The sequence below is a fragment of the Xanthomonas sp. DAR33341 genome (genome assembly GCF_003992815.1).
GTDB classification, from domain to species: domain Bacteria; phylum Pseudomonadota; class Gammaproteobacteria; order Xanthomonadales; family Xanthomonadaceae; genus Xanthomonas; species Xanthomonas cissicola.
The window spans coordinates 23,785-41,827 of sequence record NZ_QEYV01000023.1; the positions used below are offsets into that span (position 1 = coordinate 23,785).

Sequence of the window (18,043 nt, forward strand, 5' to 3'; positions counted from 1 at the left end):
TGGGACCATGCCTGCCCCGCCATTCTCCCGTCAAGCTGGCGTCTCATCCTGGTTTGAAACCGGCGCGGGGCGCGGCTTGCTTCAGCTGGAGCGTCGTCTGGCGTTGGAAGCGCTGCAGACACGGCCGTCGCAGCCGTGGTTGTGGCTGACGCCGACCGCCGACATGCCGGCGCGCGAGTTGCTGCAAGGGCGCGGTTTGCGGCTGCATCGCAGTGCCGGCCGTTTTGCTGGCGACGCGCGCTGCGCGCTGCCGTTTCCGCTGCCGACCGAGAGCCTGCAGGCGATCGTGGCGCAGCATGCGGTGGTTGGCGGGGCGGCGGACTTTCTGGCCGAATGCGAGCGTCTGCTGATGCCCGGCGGCCGCCTGTGGCTGTTCACGCTCAATCCAATGAGCCCCTACCGCTTCCGGTGGGCGCGGCGCGGGCCGGTCGCGTTGCGCCCGGATCGCTGGCGCCTACTGGCGCAGCGTGCCGGGCTGCACAGCGTGCAGGCGGAGCGTTATCTGGGGCCGATCTGGCGCCCCAGCGGCGAGTCCACCGACCCCGGCCGGGCGCCCTGGCGCGCGGTGTATCTGCTGGAAGTGGAAAAGCGCGCTGCCGCGGCGATCGGGCCGACGCCAATCGCCTTGCCTGCCCGCTGGCCACAACCGGTGGCCACGATCTGACCTGTTTACGTTCAACTCTGGAACCTGATGAAATCCATTGAAGTGCATACCGATGGCTCCTGCCTCGGCAACCCCGGCCCGGGCGGTTGGGCGGCCTTGTTGCGTTACAACGGCCGCGAAAAGGAGCTGGCTGGCGGTGAGGCGGTGTCGACAAACAACCGCATGGAATTGATGGCGGCGATCATGGCGCTGGAAACGCTGACCGAGCCGTGTCAGATCGTGTTGCATACCGATTCGCAGTACGTGCGCCAGGGCATCACCGAATGGATGCCGGGATGGGTGCGACGCAACTGGAAAACCGCCGGGGGCGATCCGGTCAAAAATCGCGAGTTGTGGGAGCGGCTGCACGCGGCCACGCAGCGCCACCGCATCGATTGGCGTTGGGTGAAAGGCCACAATGGCGACCCGGACAACGAGCGCGTCGACGTGCTCGCCCGCAATCAGGCCATCGCCCAGCGCGGTGGTCTTGCGACATCGTAAGAGGACACATGCGTCAGATCATTCTCGATACCGAAACCACCGGCCTGGAATGGCGCAAGGGCAACCGCGTCGTCGAAATCGGCGCGGTGGAGCTGCTGGAGCGGCGCCCGAGCGGCAACAATTTCCATCGCTACCTGAAGCCGGACTGCGACTTCGAGCCGGGCGCGCAGGAGGTGACCGGGCTGACCCTGGAATTTCTGGCCGATAAACCGCTATTCGGCGAGGTGGTGGACGAGTTTCTCGCCTATATCGACGGCGCGGAACTGATCATCCACAACGCCGCGTTCGACCTGGGGTTTCTGGACAACGAACTGGCGCTGCTGGGCGATCACTACGGGCGCATCGTCGAGCGCGCCACGGTGGTGGATACCTTGATGATGGCGCGCGAGCGCTATCCGGGGCAGCGCAATTCCCTGGATGCCCTGTGCAAGCGTCTGGGCGTGGACAACTCGCATCGCCAGTTGCACGGCGCCTTGCTCGATGCGCAGATCCTGGCCGATGTGTATATCGCGCTGACCTCGGGTCAGGAGGAAATCGGGTTTGCCAGTGCCGACGCCGGCCAGCAGGCCGACGCCGCGAGCGGCATGATCGCGTTCGATCCGGCGCTGCTGTTGCCGCGTCCGCGCGTTGCGGTGACCGCTTCCGAATCGCAGGCGCACGAGGCGCGTCTGGCGCAGTTGCGCAAGAAAGCGGGGCGTGCGTTGTGGGATCCGCCGGTCGAAGAGATTGCCGTCGCCGGGTAAGGCGTCGGACCCGAGGCACATCGCCGCCGTTGGTCGGCAAAGGCGGTGCATGTGCGCACCTGGGTCGTCCGTTGCGGCGATGGCTGCATGCGCGCACGGCAGGTGTACACAGAACACATCGGCATGTAGTGACGTGCGATGTTCGTCGGTGTGGCTCTGCTTGCCGTCAGAGTGGCTGGCAAGGCGTGACGAACGATGGCGACGTTTCGTCGCAGAAACCAAGCGGCCACATGGGGATTGAACGATGGCTGGCGGTCGCTGCGCTTTGTTGCGCAACTGTCCGCTTGCGCGCAGCGCTCAGTAACTGCGCACCAGGATCGCGGTGATGTTGTCCGAACCGCCGCCATCCAGTGCGGCGGCGACCAGGCATTCCACGCATTCCTGCGCGCTGCAATCGGCCTGCGACAACGTGGCTGCGATGGCGGCATCGTCCACCTCTTCGGTCAGGCCGTCGCTGCACAGCAGTAGCTGCATGCCGGATTTGAGTTCGCCTTGCATGATGGCGACATTCAGGTGCGCCGGGTCGGTCACGCCGAGTGCCTGGGTCACCACGTTGCGATGCGGGTGCGCGCGCGCCTGCTCGCTGGTCAGCGTGCCTTGGGCGATGAGCTCCTGCACATAGCTGTGGTCCTGGCTCAGCTGCGCCAGCCGGCCATCGCGCCACAGGTAGGCGCGGCTGTCGCCAACCCAGGCCACTTCGAAACGCTGGCCGAGTACGCGCGCGGCGACCACGGTGGTGCCCATCGGCAGGGTGTCGTTGCAGCGGCGCGAGGTCTTGATGATCTCTTCGTCGGCGATGCGTACCGCCTGGGCGAGCGGGGTCCCGGCGCGAACTTCTCGCACGATGGTTTCGCGCGCCAATGCGCTGGCTACTTCCCCGCAGGCATGCCCCCCCATGCCGTCGGCGACCAGCCACAATCCCAGCTCGCTGTCGCCGTAATAGGTGTCCTCGTTGAGGTCACGGCGCAGGCCGACATGGGTGAGGTGTCCGAATTCGAGCATGGGGCCGGGTCGCCAAGAAGAAGATGCACCACCATCATCGCGGCCCGGCCGGTTAGCGGCAACACGCCGCGCGCGGGCGTCGCAGCACCGGTTCACGCCTGGACGCGCGCTGCCCCTGTCGACGCCGGCCCGGGCCGCTTGTGGCGGGGGCCATGTGCCCGTATGATGCACGGCCCCAGGACACTGGGGACCATCTGGAGAGGTGGCAGAGCGGTTGAATGTACCTGACTCGAAATCAGGCAGGCGTTTATAGCGCCTCGGGGGTTCGAATCCCCCCCTCTCCGCCAGATTGAGGCGAGCAGTTGTGCCAGTGCCGCGTGAGTTTCGCCGGCGGCATTGGGGGGGTGAGGAGCCCCGGGTTCGACAGGCAGCGCAGCTGCCTACACGGCGAAGCCGCCCGCAGGGCGAAGGCACGTCGTGCCGCGTGAATCCCCCTCTGCCGCCAGATTCGCATCGGCCCCCGCAAGGGGGCTTTTGTTTATGTGTAGCCGTCGCCGGCCGCGGCGATGACTACAATCCGCCCGATCCCCGTTGGAGGCCTGTCATGTCCGAGATCCTGGTGCCCGTGTCGTTTGGTGAGCTGCTCGACAAGATCGCGATCCTGCAGATCAAGTCCGAGCGCATGCGCGATGCGGCCAAGTTGGCCAATGTGCGCAACGAGCTGTCTGCGCTGGAAACCAGCTGGATGGCGCATCCGGCCGCCGGGCACGACATCGTGCGCCTGCGCGCCGAGCTCAAGGCCGTCAATGAGCGGCTGTGGGTGATCGAGGACGACATCCGGCTCAAGGAGCAGGCGCAGAGCTTCGACGATGCCTTCGTGCAGCTGGCGCGCAGCGTGTATATCGAGAACGACGAGCGCGCGCGCATCAAGAAAGAGATCAACCTGGCGCTGGGTTCTTCGTATGTGGAAGAAAAGTCCTATCAGGACTATCGCGCTACCGGCGCCTGAGCGCGCCGGTTGACCGATCGCGCTGGCCGCCTGGTCGGCGCCATCGCCCAGTCATGGTGACTGGCATTAAGCGATTGGGCGGTGCCTGCGGTTGTGACGTCGGCGTTGATTGGCGGTATCTGCACGGTGTCTGGCAGTCAGCATTTTTGAATGCAATGCGCCTTCAATCGCGGTGCCGAATCCCTAACGCCGATGGTCGGCGCGATAACGCTCAAAGGCGGCGATCGCGTCATCCACGGTGATCAGCGACATCACCTCGTCGAATTCGATCTTCCTTCCCCAGCTCAGCTGGTCGGCCGGTTTCTGCAGGAATTTGCGCGCAGCGGCGTCGTAACGGTCCACGCAATAGCGCACGTCCGAGTACGGGCCGCTCCGTCGCGGGTTGCTGGCGGCATGCAGGCCGAGCACCTTCGTGCCCATGGCGTTGGCGATATGCATCGGCCCGGAATCCGGCGTGACCACCAGGTTCGCGCGCGCAAGCAGTGCGGGCAGCTGTTTGAGGGTGTCCTTGCCAACCAGATCCAGCATCGGCGTGCGTGCGGCTGCGACGATGGCATCGGCAGTGCTGCGTTCCAGGTCGCTGCGGCCGCCGCACAGCACGATCCGCCAGCCCTGCGCGGCGGCATGATCGGCCAGCGCGGCATGGCGATCGGGATACCAGTTGCGACGCGCGTGGCTGGAGCACGGCGAAATCATCAGTACCGGGCGGCCATCGTCGTCCCATTGCGCGCGTGCCCAAGTGTGTGCCTCATCGGGCACCGGCAGGTCCCAGCGCACCTGGGTCTGGCGCAGGCCCAGCGGCTCGGAAAAGCTGCCGATGGCGTCGAGCACATGGATGCCAGGGCGGTCGGCAATGCGCTCGTTGACGAACAGGCCGTGCAGGTCCTTGGAGCGGCTGCGGTCGTAGCCGATGCGTCGCCGCGCCGGCACGAAGGCCGACAGCACATTGGCGCGCAAGGCCACCTGCATCTGCAGCAAGGCATCGAAACGCCCCAGCGGGGCCAGCGACCGACGGAGCGCGCGCATGCCGGCCACGCCACTGCGTTTGTCGTAGGCATGGAACTGCACGCCGGGCAGGCCATCGAGCAATTTGAGCCCGGCCCGGTCGATGATCCAATGCAGTTGGGTTTCAGGAAACCCTGCCTGCAGCGTGCGTACCAGTGGCACCACGTGCGTGACATCGCCCAGGGCGGACAAGCGCAGCAAACACAGCGATGCGGGCGTTACAGCCATGGTGTTGTTAGACTCGATAGATGGTTTCTTTCGATGCCACCGAAGCGCTGGCGCCGTACCGCGAAGGTCGCGGTTATGGCGCCATTCTGTTCGACCGCGAACGGCTGCGGCAAGCCGATGCCAGCCTGTTTTCGCCGCAATCGTGGGGCGACAGGGCGCGTCCGGTGGATGCAGGCGGGCGTGGCGGCGCGTGGTTCGTGGATGCGCCATTCGGCCATAGCGTGTTGCGGCAGTACCTGCGCGGCGGCATGGCCGCACGCGTGAGCCGCGATCGCTACCTGTGGAAAGGGGCGGGGCGCACGCGCAGTTTTGCCGAGTTCCGGCTGATGCGTGAACTGATTAAACGCAAGTTGCCGGTGCCACGTCCGTTGGCTGCCTGCTACCTGCGCGAAGGCCTGGGTTATCGCGCTGCGCTGTTGATGGAGCGGCTGGAAAACGTGCGCTCGTTGGCCGAGCACGCCCAGGTGGCCGGACGCGGTGCGCCGTGGGAGGCGACCGGCCAGCTGATTGCACGCTTCCATCGCGCTGGCCTGGATCATGCCGATCTCAACGCGCACAACATCCTGTTCGATGCCGGCGGGCATGGCTGGCTGATCGACTTCGACCGCGGCGTGCTGCGCATTCCGGCCACGCGCTGGCGCGAGCGCAACCTCAAGCGGCTGCATCGCTCGCTGTTGAAGCTGCGCGGTAACCGCAGCCGCGAGGACGTCGACAAGGACTATGCGCGCCTGCATCGCGCCTACGAACTGGCCTGGGGCCGGGGCTACTGATGGACTGGGCCTTGCGGGTGCAGGGAGTCGGCAATGCGTCGGCGGTGGCGCTTGGCTCGCCGATGGCCACGCTCGAGCGCGCCGGTGCGCCCTGGCTGACCATCGATTGCGGCAGCGAGGGGCTGACCGCCTATCAGGCCCACTATGGCCAGCTGCCACAGGCAATCTTCATCACCCATGTGCATCTGGACCATGTCGGTGGGCTGGAACGGGTGTTCGTCGACAGTTATTTCTCCGAGCGCCGCGGACGCACGCGCCTGTACGTGCCAGCGCCGGTGGTGCCGCTGCTGCAGCGACGCATCGCCGATTACCCGAACGTGCTGGCCGAGGGCGGGGCGAACTTCTGGGATGCGTTTCAGCTGGTGCCGGTCGGCGATGCGTTCTGGCACGACGGCGTGCGGCTGGAAGTGTTCCCGGTACGCCACCACTGGCCCGAGACGGCTTACGGACTGCGTCTGAAGGGCGCGCTGGTCTGGACCGGCGATACCCGGCCGATCCCGGAAATGCTGAAGCGTTATGCGGACGACAGCGAGCTCATCGCACATGACTGCGGCGTTCACGGCAACCCGTCGCATACTGGCGTGGACGATTTGGAGCGGGAATACCCGCAGGACCTGTTGAGCCGCATGCTGCTGTACCACTACGCCAGCGACGCCGACGGCGATGTGCTGCGTGCACGTGGCCACCGCGTTGCCGTGCCCGGTCAATACCTCGCGTTGGCGAACCCGACCGCCGCGACGGTGCCCTGATGGGCGCCTTGCTGCAGCCGGATCTCGTGACGGCGCCGATGCAGGACCGCTACGGCCGCCCGCTGCGCGATCTGCGCCTGTCGGTGATCGAAGCCTGCAATTTCCGCTGCGGGTACTGCATGCCGGCCGATCGCGTGCCCGACGATTACGGCCTCGATTCACAGCAGCGGTTGAGTTTCGATCAGCTGGAAACCCTGGTGCGTGCCTTCGTCTCGGTCGGGGTGACCAAGGTGCGCCTGACCGGCGGAGAGCCGCTGCTGCGTCGCGACCTGCCGAGCCTGATCGCACGGCTGACCGCGATCGAGGGCATCGAAGATCTGGCACTGACCACCAACGGCACCTTGCTCGCCCGCCAGGCCGTCGCGCTGCGGCAGGCCGGGCTGCGCCGCATCACCGTCAGCATGGATGCGCTGGAACCGGCGTTGTTCAGGCGCATGAGCGGCGATCGCGGCGAGATTGCGCAGGTGCTGGCCGGCATCGCCGCCGCCGAGCAGGCCGGTTTTCAGCGGCTGAAGATCAATTGCGTGGTGCAGCGTGGCGTCAACGAAGATCAGGTGCTGCCGCTGGTGGAGCACTTCCGCGGCACTGGGCACGTGCTGCGCTTCATCGAATTCATGGATGTGGGCAGCTGCAATGGCTGGACCCCGGATGCGGTGGTGACCTCTGCGCAACTGCACGAACGCATCCACGCGCGCTGGCCGCTGGTGGCGCTGGACGCCAATTACACCGGGGAAGTGGCCCAGCGCCACGCGTTCGCGGATGGCGCCGGCGAAGTGGGCTTCGTCAGTTCGGTCAGCGTGCCGTTCTGCGGCGATTGCCAGCGTGCGCGCGTTTCGGCAGACGGGCATCTGTATACCTGCCTGTTCGCCAGCCAGGGCCATGACCTCAAGCCGGCCCTGGCCAATGGCGCGCCTGCGCTGGCGACGCATCTGCGCCAGCGCTGGAGCGTGCGTGGCGACCGCTACAGCGAAGTGCGCGCCTCGGTGCCACGGCGCGGCAAGCCGGTCGAGATGTTCTTGATCGGCGGATGAGCGAGGACGCGCTGCTGGTGCAGTTGCGCACGCTGGAGCTGCGTCTGCTCGATCCGCAGCAGCGTGCCGATGTGCAGGTCTTGGAAGCGCTGCTTGATCCGGCATTTGGCGAGTTCGGTACGTCGGGCCATCGGTACACGCGGAGCGAGGTAATCGCGGCCTTGCGCGTCCCCGGTGTCGCTGCCGAGTACTGCGCAGACGACTTCGAATGCGCGCGGTTGGCACCGGATCTGGCGCAGGTGCGCTATCGGTCGATGGATCGCCGGCAGGGTGTTGAGCGGCAGGCCTTGCGCAGCTCGTTGTGGCGCAGGAATGCTGCTGGATGGCAGCTGCTGTTCCATCAAGGCACCTTGTTCACCGAGAATGCCGCATCCTGATGGCCTGTCGTTCGCGTCGTTTCCCATGCCTGCAAAATCCCGTTCCGCACGCCTCACCCATCTGGACGATGCCGGGCTCCCCACCATGGTGGATGTCTCGGACAAGGCGGTTACCGCCCGTAGCGCCACCGCGGAAAGCCGCGTGCGCTTTCCGGCTGCCGTGGCCGCACAATTGCGCGCCAACGGCTTGCGTAGTGCCAAGGGCGGCATCGTGGAGACGGCGGTGATTGCCGGCACCATGGCGGTCAAGCGCACGCACGAATTGATTCCGTTCTGCCATCCATTGCCGATCGATGCGTGTCGTTTCGAGATCGACTGGGCAGGCGAGCAGGTGCTGGACATCCGTTGCACGGTGCGTTGCGTGCATCGCACCGGGGTGGAAATGGAGGCGCTGACCGGGGCCAGCGTGGCCGCGTTGACGGTGTATGACATGTGCAAGGCGTTGTCGCACAGCATGAGCATCGGCCCGACCAAATTGGTGTCCAAGCGCGGCGGCAAGCGCGGCATCGGAGCGGAACAATGACGGTCATGGTGACGGTGCTGTACTTCGCCAGCCTGCGCGAGGCTGCAGGCATTGCCGACGAGCGTGTGCAGACCGGCGCGCAGGATCTGCGCGGCCTGTATGCAGAACTCGATGCACGGCATGGCCTGCGCTGGACGCCTGCGCAGTTGCGTGTGGCTGTCGATGGCGCATTCGCGCGCTGGGAGGATGCGCTGCGCGACGGCAGCGAAGTGGTGTTCATTCCGCCGGTGTCGGGAGGTTGACTGTGAACGAGCAGGTCGCCGCGATCTTTGCGCTTTCCGAGGTGCCGTTGCCGATCGATCAGCTGCGTGCCGGGGTGGAACATCCGCATGCCGGCGCGTTCGCCAGCTTCGAAGGCTGGGTGCGCAATCACAACGAAGGCCGCGGCGTGGCCGGCTTGCGCTACGAAGCCTATGCCGCGCTCGCGCAGGCGGAGGGGCAGCGTGTTCTTGACGAAGCAATGCAGCGATTCGCCATCGTGCACGCGCATTGCGTGCACCGCGTGGGCGAGCTGCGTGTCGGCGAGATGGCGGTGTGGGTCGGCGTCAGCGCGGCGCATCGTGGCGCCGCATTCGACGCATGTCGCTACATCATCGATGAGGTCAAGGCGCGCGTGCCGATCTGGAAGCACGAGCATTACCTGGAAGGCGACGCGGGTTGGTTGCATCCCCAATCGCAACCGTAGCAGGTTGGATGCGGTGCGCATCCGCGCGTGAGCAGGCGACCGGCGTTGCATAAGCGCGCGGCGCAGCACGAGCTGCCTGCTGCTTTTCGCTGGATCAATCGCGCGCAAGTCGATGCTCCGGGCGGCTCGCCTGGAGTCTTTCGAAGTTGGGGTGGTATCCCCGCCGGTTGACCTCGGCGCCCGCATCGCGCCGTGGGAGACGCTAACGCTGCGGGATGCGTGCGCCGTCGCCACGGCGGGCACCAGTGACTGATGGGCTTTTCGCCTCGGCTTGCGAATGAGCGCAGCGCTGCACGTGATGATCGCTGTTGTTCGATCAATCGCGCCCAAGCTGGAGATTCCAGCTAGTTCGCCTGGCATTGTCGAAAGTTAGGGTGGTGTCCCCGCCGGTTGACCTCGGCGCCCGCATCAATCGATACCGTTGCTGCCTTCCGGCCCTGGCGGGATTTTCGATCTAGCGTCGCGAGGGACCGACGGGGCCACCATAAGACGCGGGCCATTGGCATGACCCTGCGATTTGCGGCGTTGGTGCCTTTGCGCAAATCATAAAACTGGCGGAGAGAGGGGGATTCGAACCCCCGAAGCGCGGTTTAGACGCTTACACACTTTCCAGGCGTGCTCCTTCAACCACTCGGACACCTCTCCGTGCCTGCACGACTGTGGTCGAACAGGGCCGCAAATTCTAGCGGTCGCCGGCCCGTACCACAAGCTGAATCTTCCAGCCGCAGTCGTGGAGACCGGGCGTGGCACAATATCGGCTCAAACAAAGCCGGTTGCCCGATGTCTTATCTTGTTCTCGCCCGCAAGTGGCGCCCGAAGCGTTTTGCCGAACTCGTAGGCCAGGAACACGTGGTCCGCGCGCTCAGTAACGCGCTCGACAGTGGGCGCGTGCATCACGCGTTCCTGTTCACCGGCACCCGTGGCGTGGGCAAGACCACCATCGCGCGCATCTTCGCCAAATCGCTCAATTGCGAGACCGGCACCAGTGCCGATCCGTGCGGGACGTGCCCGGCCTGCCTGGACATCGATGCCGGTCGCTACATCGACCTGCTGGAGATCGACGCCGCGTCCAACACCGGCGTGGACGACGTGCGCGAGGTGATCGAGAACGCCCAGTACATGCCCTCGCGCGGAAAGTTCAAGGTCTACCTGATCGACGAAGTGCACATGCTCTCCAAGGCGGCGTTCAATGCGCTGCTGAAGACGCTGGAAGAGCCGCCGGAACACGTGAAGTTCCTGCTGGCCACCACCGATCCGCAGAAACTTCCGGTGACGGTGCTGTCGCGCTGCCTACAGTTCAACCTCAAGCGGTTGGACGAAGACCAGATTCAGGGCCAGATGACACGCATCCTGGCCGCCGAACAGATCGAATCGGATCCGTCGGCGATCGTGCAGCTGTCCAAGGCGGCCGACGGTTCGCTGCGCGATGGTCTGTCGCTGCTGGACCAGGCGATCGCCTATGCCGGCGGCGCGCTGCGCGAGGACGTGGTGCGCACCATGCTGGGCACGGTCGATCGCACCCAGGTCGGCGCCATGCTGCACGCGTTGACCGACGGCGATGGCGCGCGCCTGCTGCAGGTAGTGGCGGCGCTGGCCGAATTTTCGCCCGACTGGAGCGGCGTGCTGGAGGCCCTGGCCGAGGCGTTGCATCGAGTGCAGGTGCAGCAGCTGGTGCCCTCGGTGGCCTTTGTCGGCGACGGCATCGACCCAACCCCGTTTGCGGCGCAGCTGCGGCCGGAAGTGGTGCAGTTGTGGTACCAGATGGCGCTGAACGGGCGCCGCGATCTGTATCTGGCGCCCAGCCCGCGCGCCGGTTTCGAAATGGCGGTGCTGCGCATGCTCGCCTTTCGCCCCGCAGCGGCGGTACCGGCTGGCGGCTCGGATGACGGGCGCGGTGCCACTGCTGGCGGTGGCGCGCGTTCGGCCGCTGCCGGCGGTCAGCTTGCTGCTCCAGTAGCGGCGGCACCGGTGACGTCCGCGCCCGCCGTAGTGGCCGCGCCGACTGCGGTGACGGATACGATGCCTGTTGCGGCTGCGGAGGCGTCCTTGCCGGCATCAGGGACCCGGGCAACTCCGGCTCCCCTTGTCGTGCTTTCTCCCCAAGAGTCTTCTCCGGCCAGTCGCGCGTCTGCAGCCAATGCGCGCAATGACGACACGCCGCCCTGGGCAGTGGACGATGCGCCGGTGCGTGCGCGGGCCACGCCTACACCCGACACGATGGGCGTGCTTGCGCCTGAAGCGGCAATGGCTCCGCCGTCTGCACCCGTCGAGCTCGCGCAACCCGATGGGATTGCGTCTGACGCTGCGGTGGAAGCTCCGGCTTCGGTTGTAGTGCCTTCACCGGCCGCGCTTGTCGAACCCTCGTCGCCTGAAGAGCCAGCGGTGGTCGCGTCAGCGGCAACGGCAGGGTCTGCATCAGACGCGGCAACCGACGCGGCGGCCCTGCTCGATGACGGCCGCATCGCCGATGCCGAGCAATGGCTGGAGCTGGTGACGCGCAGTGGCTTGAATGGCCCGTCGCGCCAGCTGGCCGCCAACGCCGCGTTTATCGGCCATCGCGATGGCGTGCTGCGGCTCGCACTCGCGCCGGGCTTCGAATATCTCAACTCCGAGCGCTCCATCGCCAATCTCGCGCAGGCGCTGGCACCGGTGTTGGGAGGCCCGCCGCGCATCGTCGTCGAAACCGGCAGCGCCGACGTCGAAACCTTGCATGAGCGTGCCAGCCGCCAGAAAGGCGAGCGCCAGAGCGCGGCCGAAACAGCCTTCATGAACGACCCGACGGTGCAGCTGCTGGTTCAGCAGCAAGGCGCGCGGATCGTGCCCGATTCCATCCGCCCTTACGACGAGTAACGACCCATGCGTGGAAACATTGCCCAACTGATGCAGCAGGCGCAGAAGATGCAGGAAAACCTGCAGCGCGCCCAGGAAGAACTGGCCAAGCTGGAAGTCACCGGCACCGCTGGCGGTGGCATGGTCAGCGTGACGCTGACCGGCGCCAAGGAGTGCCGCAAGGTGCGCATCGACCCAAGCATCCTCTCCGACCAGGAGATGGCCGAGGATCTGATCGCCGCCGCCTTCAACGACGCCTCCAACAAGATCGACGCCGAATCCAAGGACCGCATGGGCTCGGCGACCGCCGGCATGCAGTTGCCGCCGGGCATGAAGCTCCCGTTCTGAGCGAGGGAGAATTGGGAATTGGGAATGGGGAATCGCAAGAGCGAATGCGGTCTTGCTTTTCACAATTCCCTACTCCCGATTCCCGATTCCCGGCCCAATGTCCACTCTGCTCGAACAACTGATCGAGGCCTTCCGGGTATTGCCCGGTGTGGGCCAGAAATCGGCGCAACGCATGGCCTATCACGTGCTCGAGCGCGAGCGTGAGGGCGGGCGTCGGCTTGCCGCTGCGTTGGGCAGCGCGGTGGAAAAGGTAGGGCATTGCGTGCAGTGCCGCGACTTCACCGAATCGGAAATCTGCACCATCTGCGCCAGCAGCAGCCGCGACCGGCAGCAGCTGTGCGTGGTGGAGTCGCCGGCCGACCGCCTGGCGATCGAGCACGCCACCGGCTACCGCGGGCTGTATTTCATCCTGCAGGGGCGCCTGTCGCCGCTGGATGGCATCGGCCCGCGCGAACTGGGGCTGGACCGGCTCAGTGAACGTCTGGCTGCTGGCGAAGTGACCGAAATGATCATCGCCACCAACGCCACCGTGGAAGGCGAGGCAACCGCCCATTACCTGGCGCAGCTTGCCCGCCAGCGCGCAGTGCGCCCGAGCCGGCTTGCCCAGGGCATGCCGCTGGGCGGCGAGCTGGAGTACGTGGACCGCGGCACCCTGTCGCACGCCTTCGGCACCCGCAGTGAGGTGCTTTGAGGGCCGGGAATCGGGAATGGTGAATAGGGAATCGGAGACGCAAAGTCAGAAGCACGCGCGGTAAGCTCTTGCGATTCCCCAACCCCGATTCCCTATTCCCATCCCATGTCTGACACCATCTTCGGCAAAATCATTCGTCGCGAAATTCCGGCCACCATCGTCTATGAAGACGATGAGGTGCTGGGCTTCGAAGACATCGCGCCGCAGGCGCCAGTGCATGTGCTCTTCATTCCCAAGCAGCACGCTTTTCCGACCCTGGACGATGTCCCGCCGGAGCAGGCGCTGTTGGTTGGCAAGCTGGCAATCGCGGCGGCGACCTACGCGCGCGCGCAAGGGCTGGCGCAAGACGGCTACCGCATCGTGATGAATTGCCGCGAGCATGCCGGCCAGACGGTCTTCCATATCCATTTGCATCTGCTGGCCGGTGCGCCGCTGGGCCGTTTCGGTACGCCGTGATGGGTCGTTGGGTCATGCGTTGCGGGCAAGCCGCGTAACCAGCGATCATCGCGCACAGACAAAAACGCCGCTCCCTGCGAGCGGCGTTTTTGCGAGTCACGCTTAGGTCAGCGGCGCATCACCACCAGCCGCGGCCCCAACCCCAACCGCCGCCCCAGCGCGGACCCCACGGGTCGCCCCACGGGCCATACGGGTAAGCCGGCACGACTTCCACATCGCGCACGATCGGCCACAGGTAGACCACGTCGGCATTGACCTTGGGCAGCTTGTAGTCGTACTCGCCGATCTTGGTGGTTTCGTAGCCTTCGATCTTGCCGATGAAGGTCACTTCGCGCCCCGGCTCGAACACCGCTGGATCGTAGAAGCCAGAGCGGCAGGCCAGGAAGCGGCCATCGCTGGCATCCACGGCATTACGGTCGGGGCGACCGCTGGCATTGAGCGGGCGCGAGATCAGCTCGAAGCAGGTCTGGCCCTGGCCAGGCGTGGTCTTGATGATCTTGCCACCCCAGCGCACGGGCGTGCCGACTTGGGCGCTGGCGGTGGAATCGCTCGGACTGACCGCGGGGAACTGGCCCTGCAGCGGCTTGGGTGCGGTGGCGCAGGCTGCGAGCCCGAGCACAGCGATAAGAGGAACAAGAAAACGGGTACTCATGAGGAAGCTCCGGTTCGCGGGCGATGCTGCAGCAAGTCTTTCAAGAGAGGGGCGCTGTCCGAATCAGCGCCAGCGTATCGCGCGGCAGCGAAACGTTGGCTGAGTGCCAACAGGGGCGTATTCGGGTGTGAGCGGGCGACACGTTGCGCCCACACACTGGCCGGTTCGTGCGGTTCACGGGCAAGGCCGAGCTTGCGGTAGCGGTGGCTCAGTCGGTGCCAGGCGCGCAGCAACGGGTCGCGCTCACGTTCGCCCCGTGCCAGCAGCCAGCCCATCCACGCCAGCGCGCTCACCGCGAACACGCCGAAGATGGCGGCCAGTTGCGAGGTGTCCAGGCGATCGATGCCGAAGGGTTGCAGCAGCCGTTGCTGGTGATCGGCATCGAAGGACAGCACCAGCTCGTTCCAGCCTCGCCGCAGCCAGTCGCTGACCTGGCCCAGGCTGGCCCATGTGCCAAGGTCGGCGAAGTCGTTGCCGCCGCCGGTTTGCAGGCGATCTTCGAGCGTGTCGTAGATGCGTTCCGGCGCCACTGCGGCGGTGGGGTCCACGCGCACCCAGCCACGCCCGGCCAGCCAGACTTCGGTCCAGGCATGCGCATCCATGCGCCGTACCACCCAGTAATTGCCCAGCCGGTTGTAAGTGCCGCCGGCGTACCCGGTCACCACGCGCGCCGGGATGCCGGCCGCACGCATCAGCACCACGAACGAGGAGCTGAAGTGTTCGCAGAAACCGGCCTTTTGCTGAAACAGGAATTCGTCGACGCTGTTGCGGCCGAGCAGCGGCGTTTCCAGCGTGTAGGCGAATTCGCGGGTGATCCACTGCAGCGCGCGCTGCACCACCGCATCGTCGTTGTTGCCGGCCTCGCGACGCCATTGCCGTGCCAGCGTCAGCGTGCGCGGATTGAAACCGGGCGGCAGGGCAAGGGCACGCTTGCGCAACTGATCGGGCAGGTCGGCATCGAAGCGCGTTGGCGGTGCCGATTGCAGGTCCCAGCGGGTCAGTGCGCTCAACGGACGTTGCGCGAACAGTTCGTAGTCTGGGGATAACTCGGCGTTGGGCACGCCTTGTGTAGGCAGATCCAGCGACACCAGTTGGCGGCGATCGGTGGGCTCGTAATCCAGGCGGTAACGGTAGGTTTGCGGGCCTGCGGTGACCGAAGCGGGCTGGGCGCGGCCGGTCCAGCGCGCGCGCTGCCAGGTGCGGCCGTCGAAGTCCCACATCACCGGGCCGCGCCAGTAGCGCTGTTGCGGCGGCGGCGCCTTGCCGGCGAATTGCACGCGCAAGGCCGGGCTGTCGTCGGCCATCAGGTCGATCCATTCGCCCGGCGACATGTTGTCCGACAGGCCAGGCCGGGAGAGCGCGCGTTCGGGCACGCCCCACAGCGGCGCACTCAGGCGCGGCAGCAACCAGAACGTGGCCAGGGCCAGCGGCACGCCGATGGCGACCAGCTTGCCGATACCGCGCAATTGCAGGCGCAGGGCCGGCGTGGCGGTGTGGTGTTCTTCGTCGGCCAGCCGCTGCATGCTCAGCAAGGCGCTGACCACCGCCAGCAGCGCCAGGCCCATCGTCGCCGGGCCCTGGTCGAGCAGAAAGGCGGCAAACGGTGCGAACAACGCAAAACCCAACAGGCTGCGTGCATCGCGCAGGGTGCGCAGCTCGGAGGTCTTGATCGCCAGCATCGATGCCAGCACCGCGCAGCCGGTGTCGCGGCCGAAGCGCATGCCGATCTGCCAGTACACCGCCGCCAGCATTGCGATCACCAACAACAGCCGCACCGGCGCCATCAAGGTGCCGCGCCAGCTCAGCACGCCGACCAGCACCGCGGCCACCGCGACAGTGGCCGCAAGCAGGCCCGGCAACTGCAACAGCAACGGCGTCAATGCCAGCCAACTGGTGGCCAGCACCCAGGCGCGGCTGGCTTGGCTGATCGGGAGGGTGGGCTCAGTCATGCGGAAGCAGGGCCAGGGCGCGTTGGCACAGGTGGTGGTGCGAAGGTCCCTGCGCGGGACCTAACGGTGGCTGGCCAGGCAGCAGCAGGCGATAACGGCGCCCGTCGCGTTCGGCCAGGTTGACCCAGCGGGCAAGGCGCGCAATGCGGCGCTCATACGGCAGCGCGTTGAGTGCACGCCAGTCCAGTGTGACGTCGATTCCCAGTGGCTGTTCGTATTCGCGCACCAAGAGCGTGTCGCGCCGTGCCGAGTGTTTCCAGGAGATCGTGCGCGGGGCGTCGCCAGCGCGATACGGGCGCAGTTGGTGCAGCTCTTCGCCTTGCGCATGCAGGCGCGTCTTGTTGGGCGAGCCCGCACCATCGGGCAGCGCCGGACCTTGTTCTTCGGGCCTGGGATAGGCCAGCAACGGCGTTTCCGGCCATACCCACGACCAGGCGCGCACCAGGCCCAGCGGCTGGGTGCTGGACAGACGAATGCGCTCGATATCCTGCCAGCCGCGGCGCTGGGTCGGCACCAGCAGATCGACCTCGGCCATATCGTGCTCGATCAACGCACAGAAGCCACTGCGGTCCAGGTGATCCAGGCGCAGCCCGCGTCGTGCGCGGGTATCGCGACGCGCCAACGACACCCGCATGCGCAGCGGTTCGCCGGCGACCACCGGTTCGGCCGATACCGCTTCGATACGCAGCGCCGATAGCTGCAGGTGCGCCATGATGCTGCTGGCGATCCCGGCCGTGGCCAGCAGCAGTGCGAGCAGCAGCGCCGGATTGTTGTTGTAGTTCAGTGCGCCGAGCAGCATCGCCAGCAGTAACGCCGTGACGAACAGCCCGAAGCGGGTCGGCAGCACATAGATGCGCCGCCGATCCAGCACGATCGGCAAGCCTTCCGCGCCCCGCGGCCGCACCAGCAGGCTGAGTCGGCGGACGATGCCGCGCATGTGCGCACGCACCTGAGTCAGTCCACCGGCACGCTATGCAGCAGCGCCTTGGCCAGCGCCGGCCCGGACGACGATTCGGCTTCCGGCACCAGCCGGTGCCCGGCCACAGCCACAAACAGCGCCTGCACGTCTTCGGGCAGCACGTGCTCGCGCCCGAGCAGCAGTGCATAGGCCTTGGCCGCGCGCAGCAAGGCGATCCCGGCGCGTGGCGACAGGCCCACGCGCACCCCGGCATGCTGGCGGCTACGCAGCAACAAGGCCTGCACATAGCCGATCAGCGCATCGCTGGTATGGACTTGGTTGACCACCCCGCGCAGCGCGACCACGTCGGCGTCGCTCAATTGCGGGGCGGCCTGGGCGATCAGTTCGCGCCGATCCGTGCCCGACAGCAGCGCACGCTCGGCATCGGCGCTGGGGTAGCCCAGGCTCAGCCGCAGCAGGAAGCGGTCCAGCTGCGAGTCGGGCAGCGGGAAGGTGCCCGACAGATCGACCGGGTTCTGCGTGGCAATCACGAAGAACGGCTCCGGCAATGCATGCGTCACGCCATCCAGCGTCACCTGCTGCTCGGCCATCGCTTCCAGCAGCGAGCTCTGCGTACGCGGCGGAGCCCGGTTGATTTCGTCGGCCAGCAGCACGTTGGTGAACACCGGGCCGGGATGGAACTGGAACTGCCGCGAGGCGGCGTCGTAGACGGACACGCCCAGCACATCGGCCGGCAGCAGGTCGGAGGTGAACTGCACGCGCTGGAAGCCCAGCCCCAGGCTGGAGGCCATCGCATGGGCGAGGGTGGTCTTGCCCAGGCCGGGCAGGTCCTCGATCAATAAATGTCCTCCGGACAGCAGTGCCACGAACGCCAGCCGCACTTCCTGCGCCTTGCCCAGCAGCAGCGAATTGACCTGGTCTTGTGCGCGCCGCAGCGATTGACGCAGCGCATCGGTTAGCATTTCCGTGGAACGCAGCGGTGTCGACATCACA

21 protein-coding genes, 2 tRNA genes and 1 other RNA gene are annotated in these 18,043 nt (G+C 66.4%); 16 read left to right on the top strand and 8 right to left on the bottom strand.

Going from position 1 to position 18,043, the window contains the following annotated elements:
• The first annotated feature begins 7 nt into the window (after positions 1-7).
• From EO156_RS08730 to dnaQ, 3 genes are read left to right on the top strand one after another with little or no spacing between them, the layout of a single operon-like run.
• Positions 8-664, top strand: a complete 657-nt coding sequence (locus EO156_RS08730) for a hypothetical protein (RefSeq protein WP_003483816.1) — start codon at positions 8-10, stop codon at positions 662-664.
• Positions 665-691: 27 nt separating this feature from the next.
• Positions 692-1,144 (top strand): ribonuclease HI, encoded by a 453-nt coding sequence (gene rnhA / locus EO156_RS08735; protein WP_005913875.1) that lies wholly within the window; start codon positions 692-694, stop codon positions 1,142-1,144.
• 8 nt (positions 1,145-1,152) lie between these two features.
• Positions 1,153-1,887, top strand: coding sequence for a DNA polymerase III subunit epsilon (gene dnaQ, locus EO156_RS08740; protein WP_005913877.1), 735 nt, complete (start codon positions 1,153-1,155; stop codon positions 1,885-1,887).
• Between the two features lie 297 nt (positions 1,888-2,184).
• Here the strand turns inward: dnaQ and EO156_RS08745 are convergent, their stop codons facing one another.
• Positions 2,185-2,889 (bottom strand): PP2C family serine/threonine-protein phosphatase, encoded by a 705-nt coding sequence (locus tag EO156_RS08745; protein ID WP_003483822.1) that lies wholly within the window; start codon positions 2,887-2,889, stop codon positions 2,185-2,187.
• Positions 2,890-3,085: 196 nt separating this feature from the next.
• On the opposite strand from EO156_RS08745, the gene EO156_RS08750 reads away from it, so the two are divergent.
• Positions 3,086-3,176 (top strand) — tRNA-Ser (locus EO156_RS08750).
• 257 nt (positions 3,177-3,433) lie between these two features.
• Entirely contained in the window at positions 3,434-3,838 is a 405-nt protein-coding gene (locus EO156_RS08755; protein ID WP_003483824.1) for a DUF6165 family protein, read from the top strand.
• A gap of 183 nt (positions 3,839-4,021) precedes the next feature.
• Here EO156_RS08755 and EO156_RS08760 read toward each other — a convergent pair whose 3' ends face one another.
• Positions 4,022-5,071: a glycosyltransferase family 9 protein gene (locus EO156_RS08760; RefSeq protein WP_016849055.1), complete on the bottom strand. Its 1,050-nt coding sequence runs from the start codon at positions 5,069-5,071 to the stop codon at positions 4,022-4,024.
• A 20-nt stretch (positions 5,072-5,091) separates the two neighbouring features.
• Here EO156_RS08760 and EO156_RS08765 point away from each other — a divergent pair, with 20 nt between their 5' ends.
• From EO156_RS08765 to EO156_RS08795, 7 genes are read left to right on the top strand one after another with little or no spacing between them, the layout of a single operon-like run.
• Entirely contained in the window at positions 5,092-5,841 is a 750-nt protein-coding gene (locus EO156_RS08765) for a 3-deoxy-D-manno-octulosonic acid kinase (protein ID WP_005913881.1), read from the top strand.
• A complete protein-coding gene (locus tag EO156_RS08770; RefSeq protein WP_003483831.1) occupies positions 5,841-6,590 on the top strand; it encodes an MBL fold metallo-hydrolase in 750 nt (249 codons plus the stop codon). The genes EO156_RS08765 and EO156_RS08770 overlap by 1 nt, the downstream gene beginning before the upstream one ends.
• Entirely contained in the window at positions 6,590-7,621 is a 1,032-nt protein-coding gene (gene moaA, locus EO156_RS08775) for a GTP 3',8-cyclase MoaA (RefSeq protein WP_016849056.1), read from the top strand. The genes EO156_RS08770 and moaA overlap by 1 nt, the downstream gene beginning before the upstream one ends.
• Entirely contained in the window at positions 7,618-7,998 is a 381-nt protein-coding gene (locus EO156_RS08780; protein ID WP_016849057.1) for a nuclear transport factor 2 family protein, read from the top strand. The genes moaA and EO156_RS08780 overlap by 4 nt, the downstream gene beginning before the upstream one ends.
• A 25-nt stretch (positions 7,999-8,023) precedes the next feature.
• A complete protein-coding gene (moaC, locus tag EO156_RS08785) occupies positions 8,024-8,521 on the top strand; it encodes a cyclic pyranopterin monophosphate synthase MoaC (RefSeq protein WP_026006840.1) in 498 nt (165 codons plus the stop codon).
• Positions 8,518-8,763, top strand: coding sequence for a MoaD/ThiS family protein (locus EO156_RS08790; protein WP_016849059.1), 246 nt, complete (start codon positions 8,518-8,520; stop codon positions 8,761-8,763). Before moaC ends, EO156_RS08790 begins: the two co-directional genes overlap by 4 nt.
• Positions 8,760-9,206 (top strand): molybdenum cofactor biosynthesis protein MoaE, encoded by a 447-nt coding sequence (locus EO156_RS08795; RefSeq protein WP_016849060.1) that lies wholly within the window; start codon positions 8,760-8,762, stop codon positions 9,204-9,206. The genes EO156_RS08790 and EO156_RS08795 overlap by 4 nt, the downstream gene beginning before the upstream one ends.
• 380 nt (positions 9,207-9,586) lie before the next feature.
• Here EO156_RS08795 and ffs read toward each other — a convergent pair.
• Positions 9,587-9,683: signal recognition particle sRNA small type (gene ffs / locus EO156_RS08800), an RNA gene on the bottom strand.
• Between the two features lie 75 nt (positions 9,684-9,758).
• Positions 9,759-9,851, bottom strand: a tRNA-Ser gene (locus EO156_RS08805).
• Positions 9,852-9,986: 135 nt separating this feature from the next.
• Here EO156_RS08805 and dnaX point away from each other — a divergent pair.
• The 4 genes from dnaX to EO156_RS08825 all read left to right on the top strand — a co-directional run bounded on the left by dnaX (position 9,987) and on the right by EO156_RS08825 (position 13,530).
• Entirely contained in the window at positions 9,987-12,056 is a 2,070-nt protein-coding gene (gene dnaX, locus EO156_RS08810; protein ID WP_029828274.1) for a DNA polymerase III subunit gamma/tau, read from the top strand.
• 6 nt (positions 12,057-12,062) lie between these two features.
• Positions 12,063-12,383: a YbaB/EbfC family nucleoid-associated protein gene (locus EO156_RS08815; RefSeq protein WP_005913896.1), complete on the top strand. Its 321-nt coding sequence runs from the start codon at positions 12,063-12,065 to the stop codon at positions 12,381-12,383.
• Positions 12,384-12,480: 97 nt separating this feature from the next.
• On the top strand, positions 12,481-13,074 hold the full coding sequence (recR, locus tag EO156_RS08820; protein ID WP_016850004.1) for a recombination mediator RecR: 594 nt from the start codon (positions 12,481-12,483) through the stop codon (positions 13,072-13,074).
• Between the two features lie 105 nt (positions 13,075-13,179).
• Positions 13,180-13,530 carry a histidine triad nucleotide-binding protein gene (locus EO156_RS08825; protein ID WP_003483844.1) on the top strand — a complete coding sequence of 117 codons (351 nt, stop codon included), beginning with the start codon at positions 13,180-13,182 and terminating at the stop codon, positions 13,528-13,530.
• Positions 13,531-13,648: 118 nt separating this feature from the next.
• Here the strand turns inward: EO156_RS08825 and EO156_RS08830 are convergent, their stop codons facing one another.
• From EO156_RS08830 to EO156_RS08845, 4 genes are read right to left on the bottom strand one after another with little or no spacing between them, the layout of a single operon-like run.
• The gene (locus EO156_RS08830; protein ID WP_016850005.1) at positions 13,649-14,182 is read right to left on the bottom strand and encodes a Slp family lipoprotein; all 534 of its coding nucleotides are present in this window, start codon (positions 14,180-14,182) and stop codon (positions 13,649-13,651) included.
• Positions 14,179-16,131, bottom strand: a complete 1,953-nt coding sequence (locus EO156_RS08835) for a DUF3488 and transglutaminase-like domain-containing protein (protein WP_016850006.1) — start codon at positions 16,129-16,131, stop codon at positions 14,179-14,181. Before EO156_RS08835 ends, EO156_RS08830 begins: the two co-directional genes overlap by 4 nt.
• The gene (locus EO156_RS08840; RefSeq protein ID WP_016850007.1) at positions 16,124-17,080 is read right to left on the bottom strand and encodes a DUF58 domain-containing protein; all 957 of its coding nucleotides are present in this window, start codon (positions 17,078-17,080) and stop codon (positions 16,124-16,126) included. The genes EO156_RS08835 and EO156_RS08840 overlap by 8 nt, the downstream gene beginning before the upstream one ends.
• 5 nt (positions 17,081-17,085) lie before the next feature.
• On the bottom strand, positions 17,086-18,039 hold the full coding sequence (locus EO156_RS08845) for a MoxR family ATPase (protein ID WP_003483851.1): 954 nt from the start codon (positions 18,037-18,039) through the stop codon (positions 17,086-17,088).
• Between the last annotated feature and the right edge of the window lie 4 nt (positions 18,040-18,043).

Bases quoted from the DNA above. Each gene is read 5' to 3' on its own strand.
- EO156_RS08835 (WP_016850006.1), bottom strand. From the start codon at position 16,131: ATGACTGAGCCCACCCTCCCGATCAGCCAAGCCAGCCGCGCCTGGGTG.
- EO156_RS08755 (WP_003483824.1), top strand. From the start codon at position 3,434: ATGTCCGAGATCCTGGTGCCCGTGTCGTTTGGTGAGCTGCTCGACAAG.
- EO156_RS08825 (WP_003483844.1), top strand. From the start codon at position 13,180: ATGTCTGACACCATCTTCGGCAAAATCATTCGTCGCGAAATTCCGGCC.
- EO156_RS08730 (WP_003483816.1), top strand. From the start codon at position 8: ATGCCTGCCCCGCCATTCTCCCGTCAAGCTGGCGTCTCATCCTGGTTT.
- moaA (WP_016849056.1), top strand. From the start codon at position 6,590: ATGGGCGCCTTGCTGCAGCCGGATCTCGTGACGGCGCCGATGCAGGAC.
- dnaX (WP_029828274.1), top strand. From the start codon at position 9,987: ATGTCTTATCTTGTTCTCGCCCGCAAGTGGCGCCCGAAGCGTTTTGCC.
- EO156_RS08830 (WP_016850005.1), bottom strand. From the start codon at position 14,182: ATGAGTACCCGTTTTCTTGTTCCTCTTATCGCTGTGCTCGGGCTCGCA.
- EO156_RS08790 (WP_016849059.1), top strand. From the start codon at position 8,518: ATGACGGTCATGGTGACGGTGCTGTACTTCGCCAGCCTGCGCGAGGCT.
- EO156_RS08745 (WP_003483822.1), bottom strand. From the start codon at position 2,889: ATGCTCGAATTCGGACACCTCACCCATGTCGGCCTGCGCCGTGACCTC.
- dnaQ (WP_005913877.1), top strand. From the start codon at position 1,153: ATGCGTCAGATCATTCTCGATACCGAAACCACCGGCCTGGAATGGCGC.
- EO156_RS08815 (WP_005913896.1), top strand. From the start codon at position 12,063: ATGCGTGGAAACATTGCCCAACTGATGCAGCAGGCGCAGAAGATGCAG.
- EO156_RS08845 (WP_003483851.1), bottom strand. From the start codon at position 18,039: ATGTCGACACCGCTGCGTTCCACGGAAATGCTAACCGATGCGCTGCGT.
- EO156_RS08770 (WP_003483831.1), top strand. From the start codon at position 5,841: ATGGACTGGGCCTTGCGGGTGCAGGGAGTCGGCAATGCGTCGGCGGTG.
- EO156_RS08765 (WP_005913881.1), top strand. From the start codon at position 5,092: ATGGTTTCTTTCGATGCCACCGAAGCGCTGGCGCCGTACCGCGAAGGT.
- recR (WP_016850004.1), top strand. From the start codon at position 12,481: ATGTCCACTCTGCTCGAACAACTGATCGAGGCCTTCCGGGTATTGCCC.
- EO156_RS08780 (WP_016849057.1), top strand. From the start codon at position 7,618: ATGAGCGAGGACGCGCTGCTGGTGCAGTTGCGCACGCTGGAGCTGCGT.
- rnhA (WP_005913875.1), top strand. From the start codon at position 692: ATGAAATCCATTGAAGTGCATACCGATGGCTCCTGCCTCGGCAACCCC.
- moaC (WP_026006840.1), top strand. From the start codon at position 8,024: ATGCCTGCAAAATCCCGTTCCGCACGCCTCACCCATCTGGACGATGCC.
- EO156_RS08760 (WP_016849055.1), bottom strand. From the start codon at position 5,071: ATGGCTGTAACGCCCGCATCGCTGTGTTTGCTGCGCTTGTCCGCCCTG.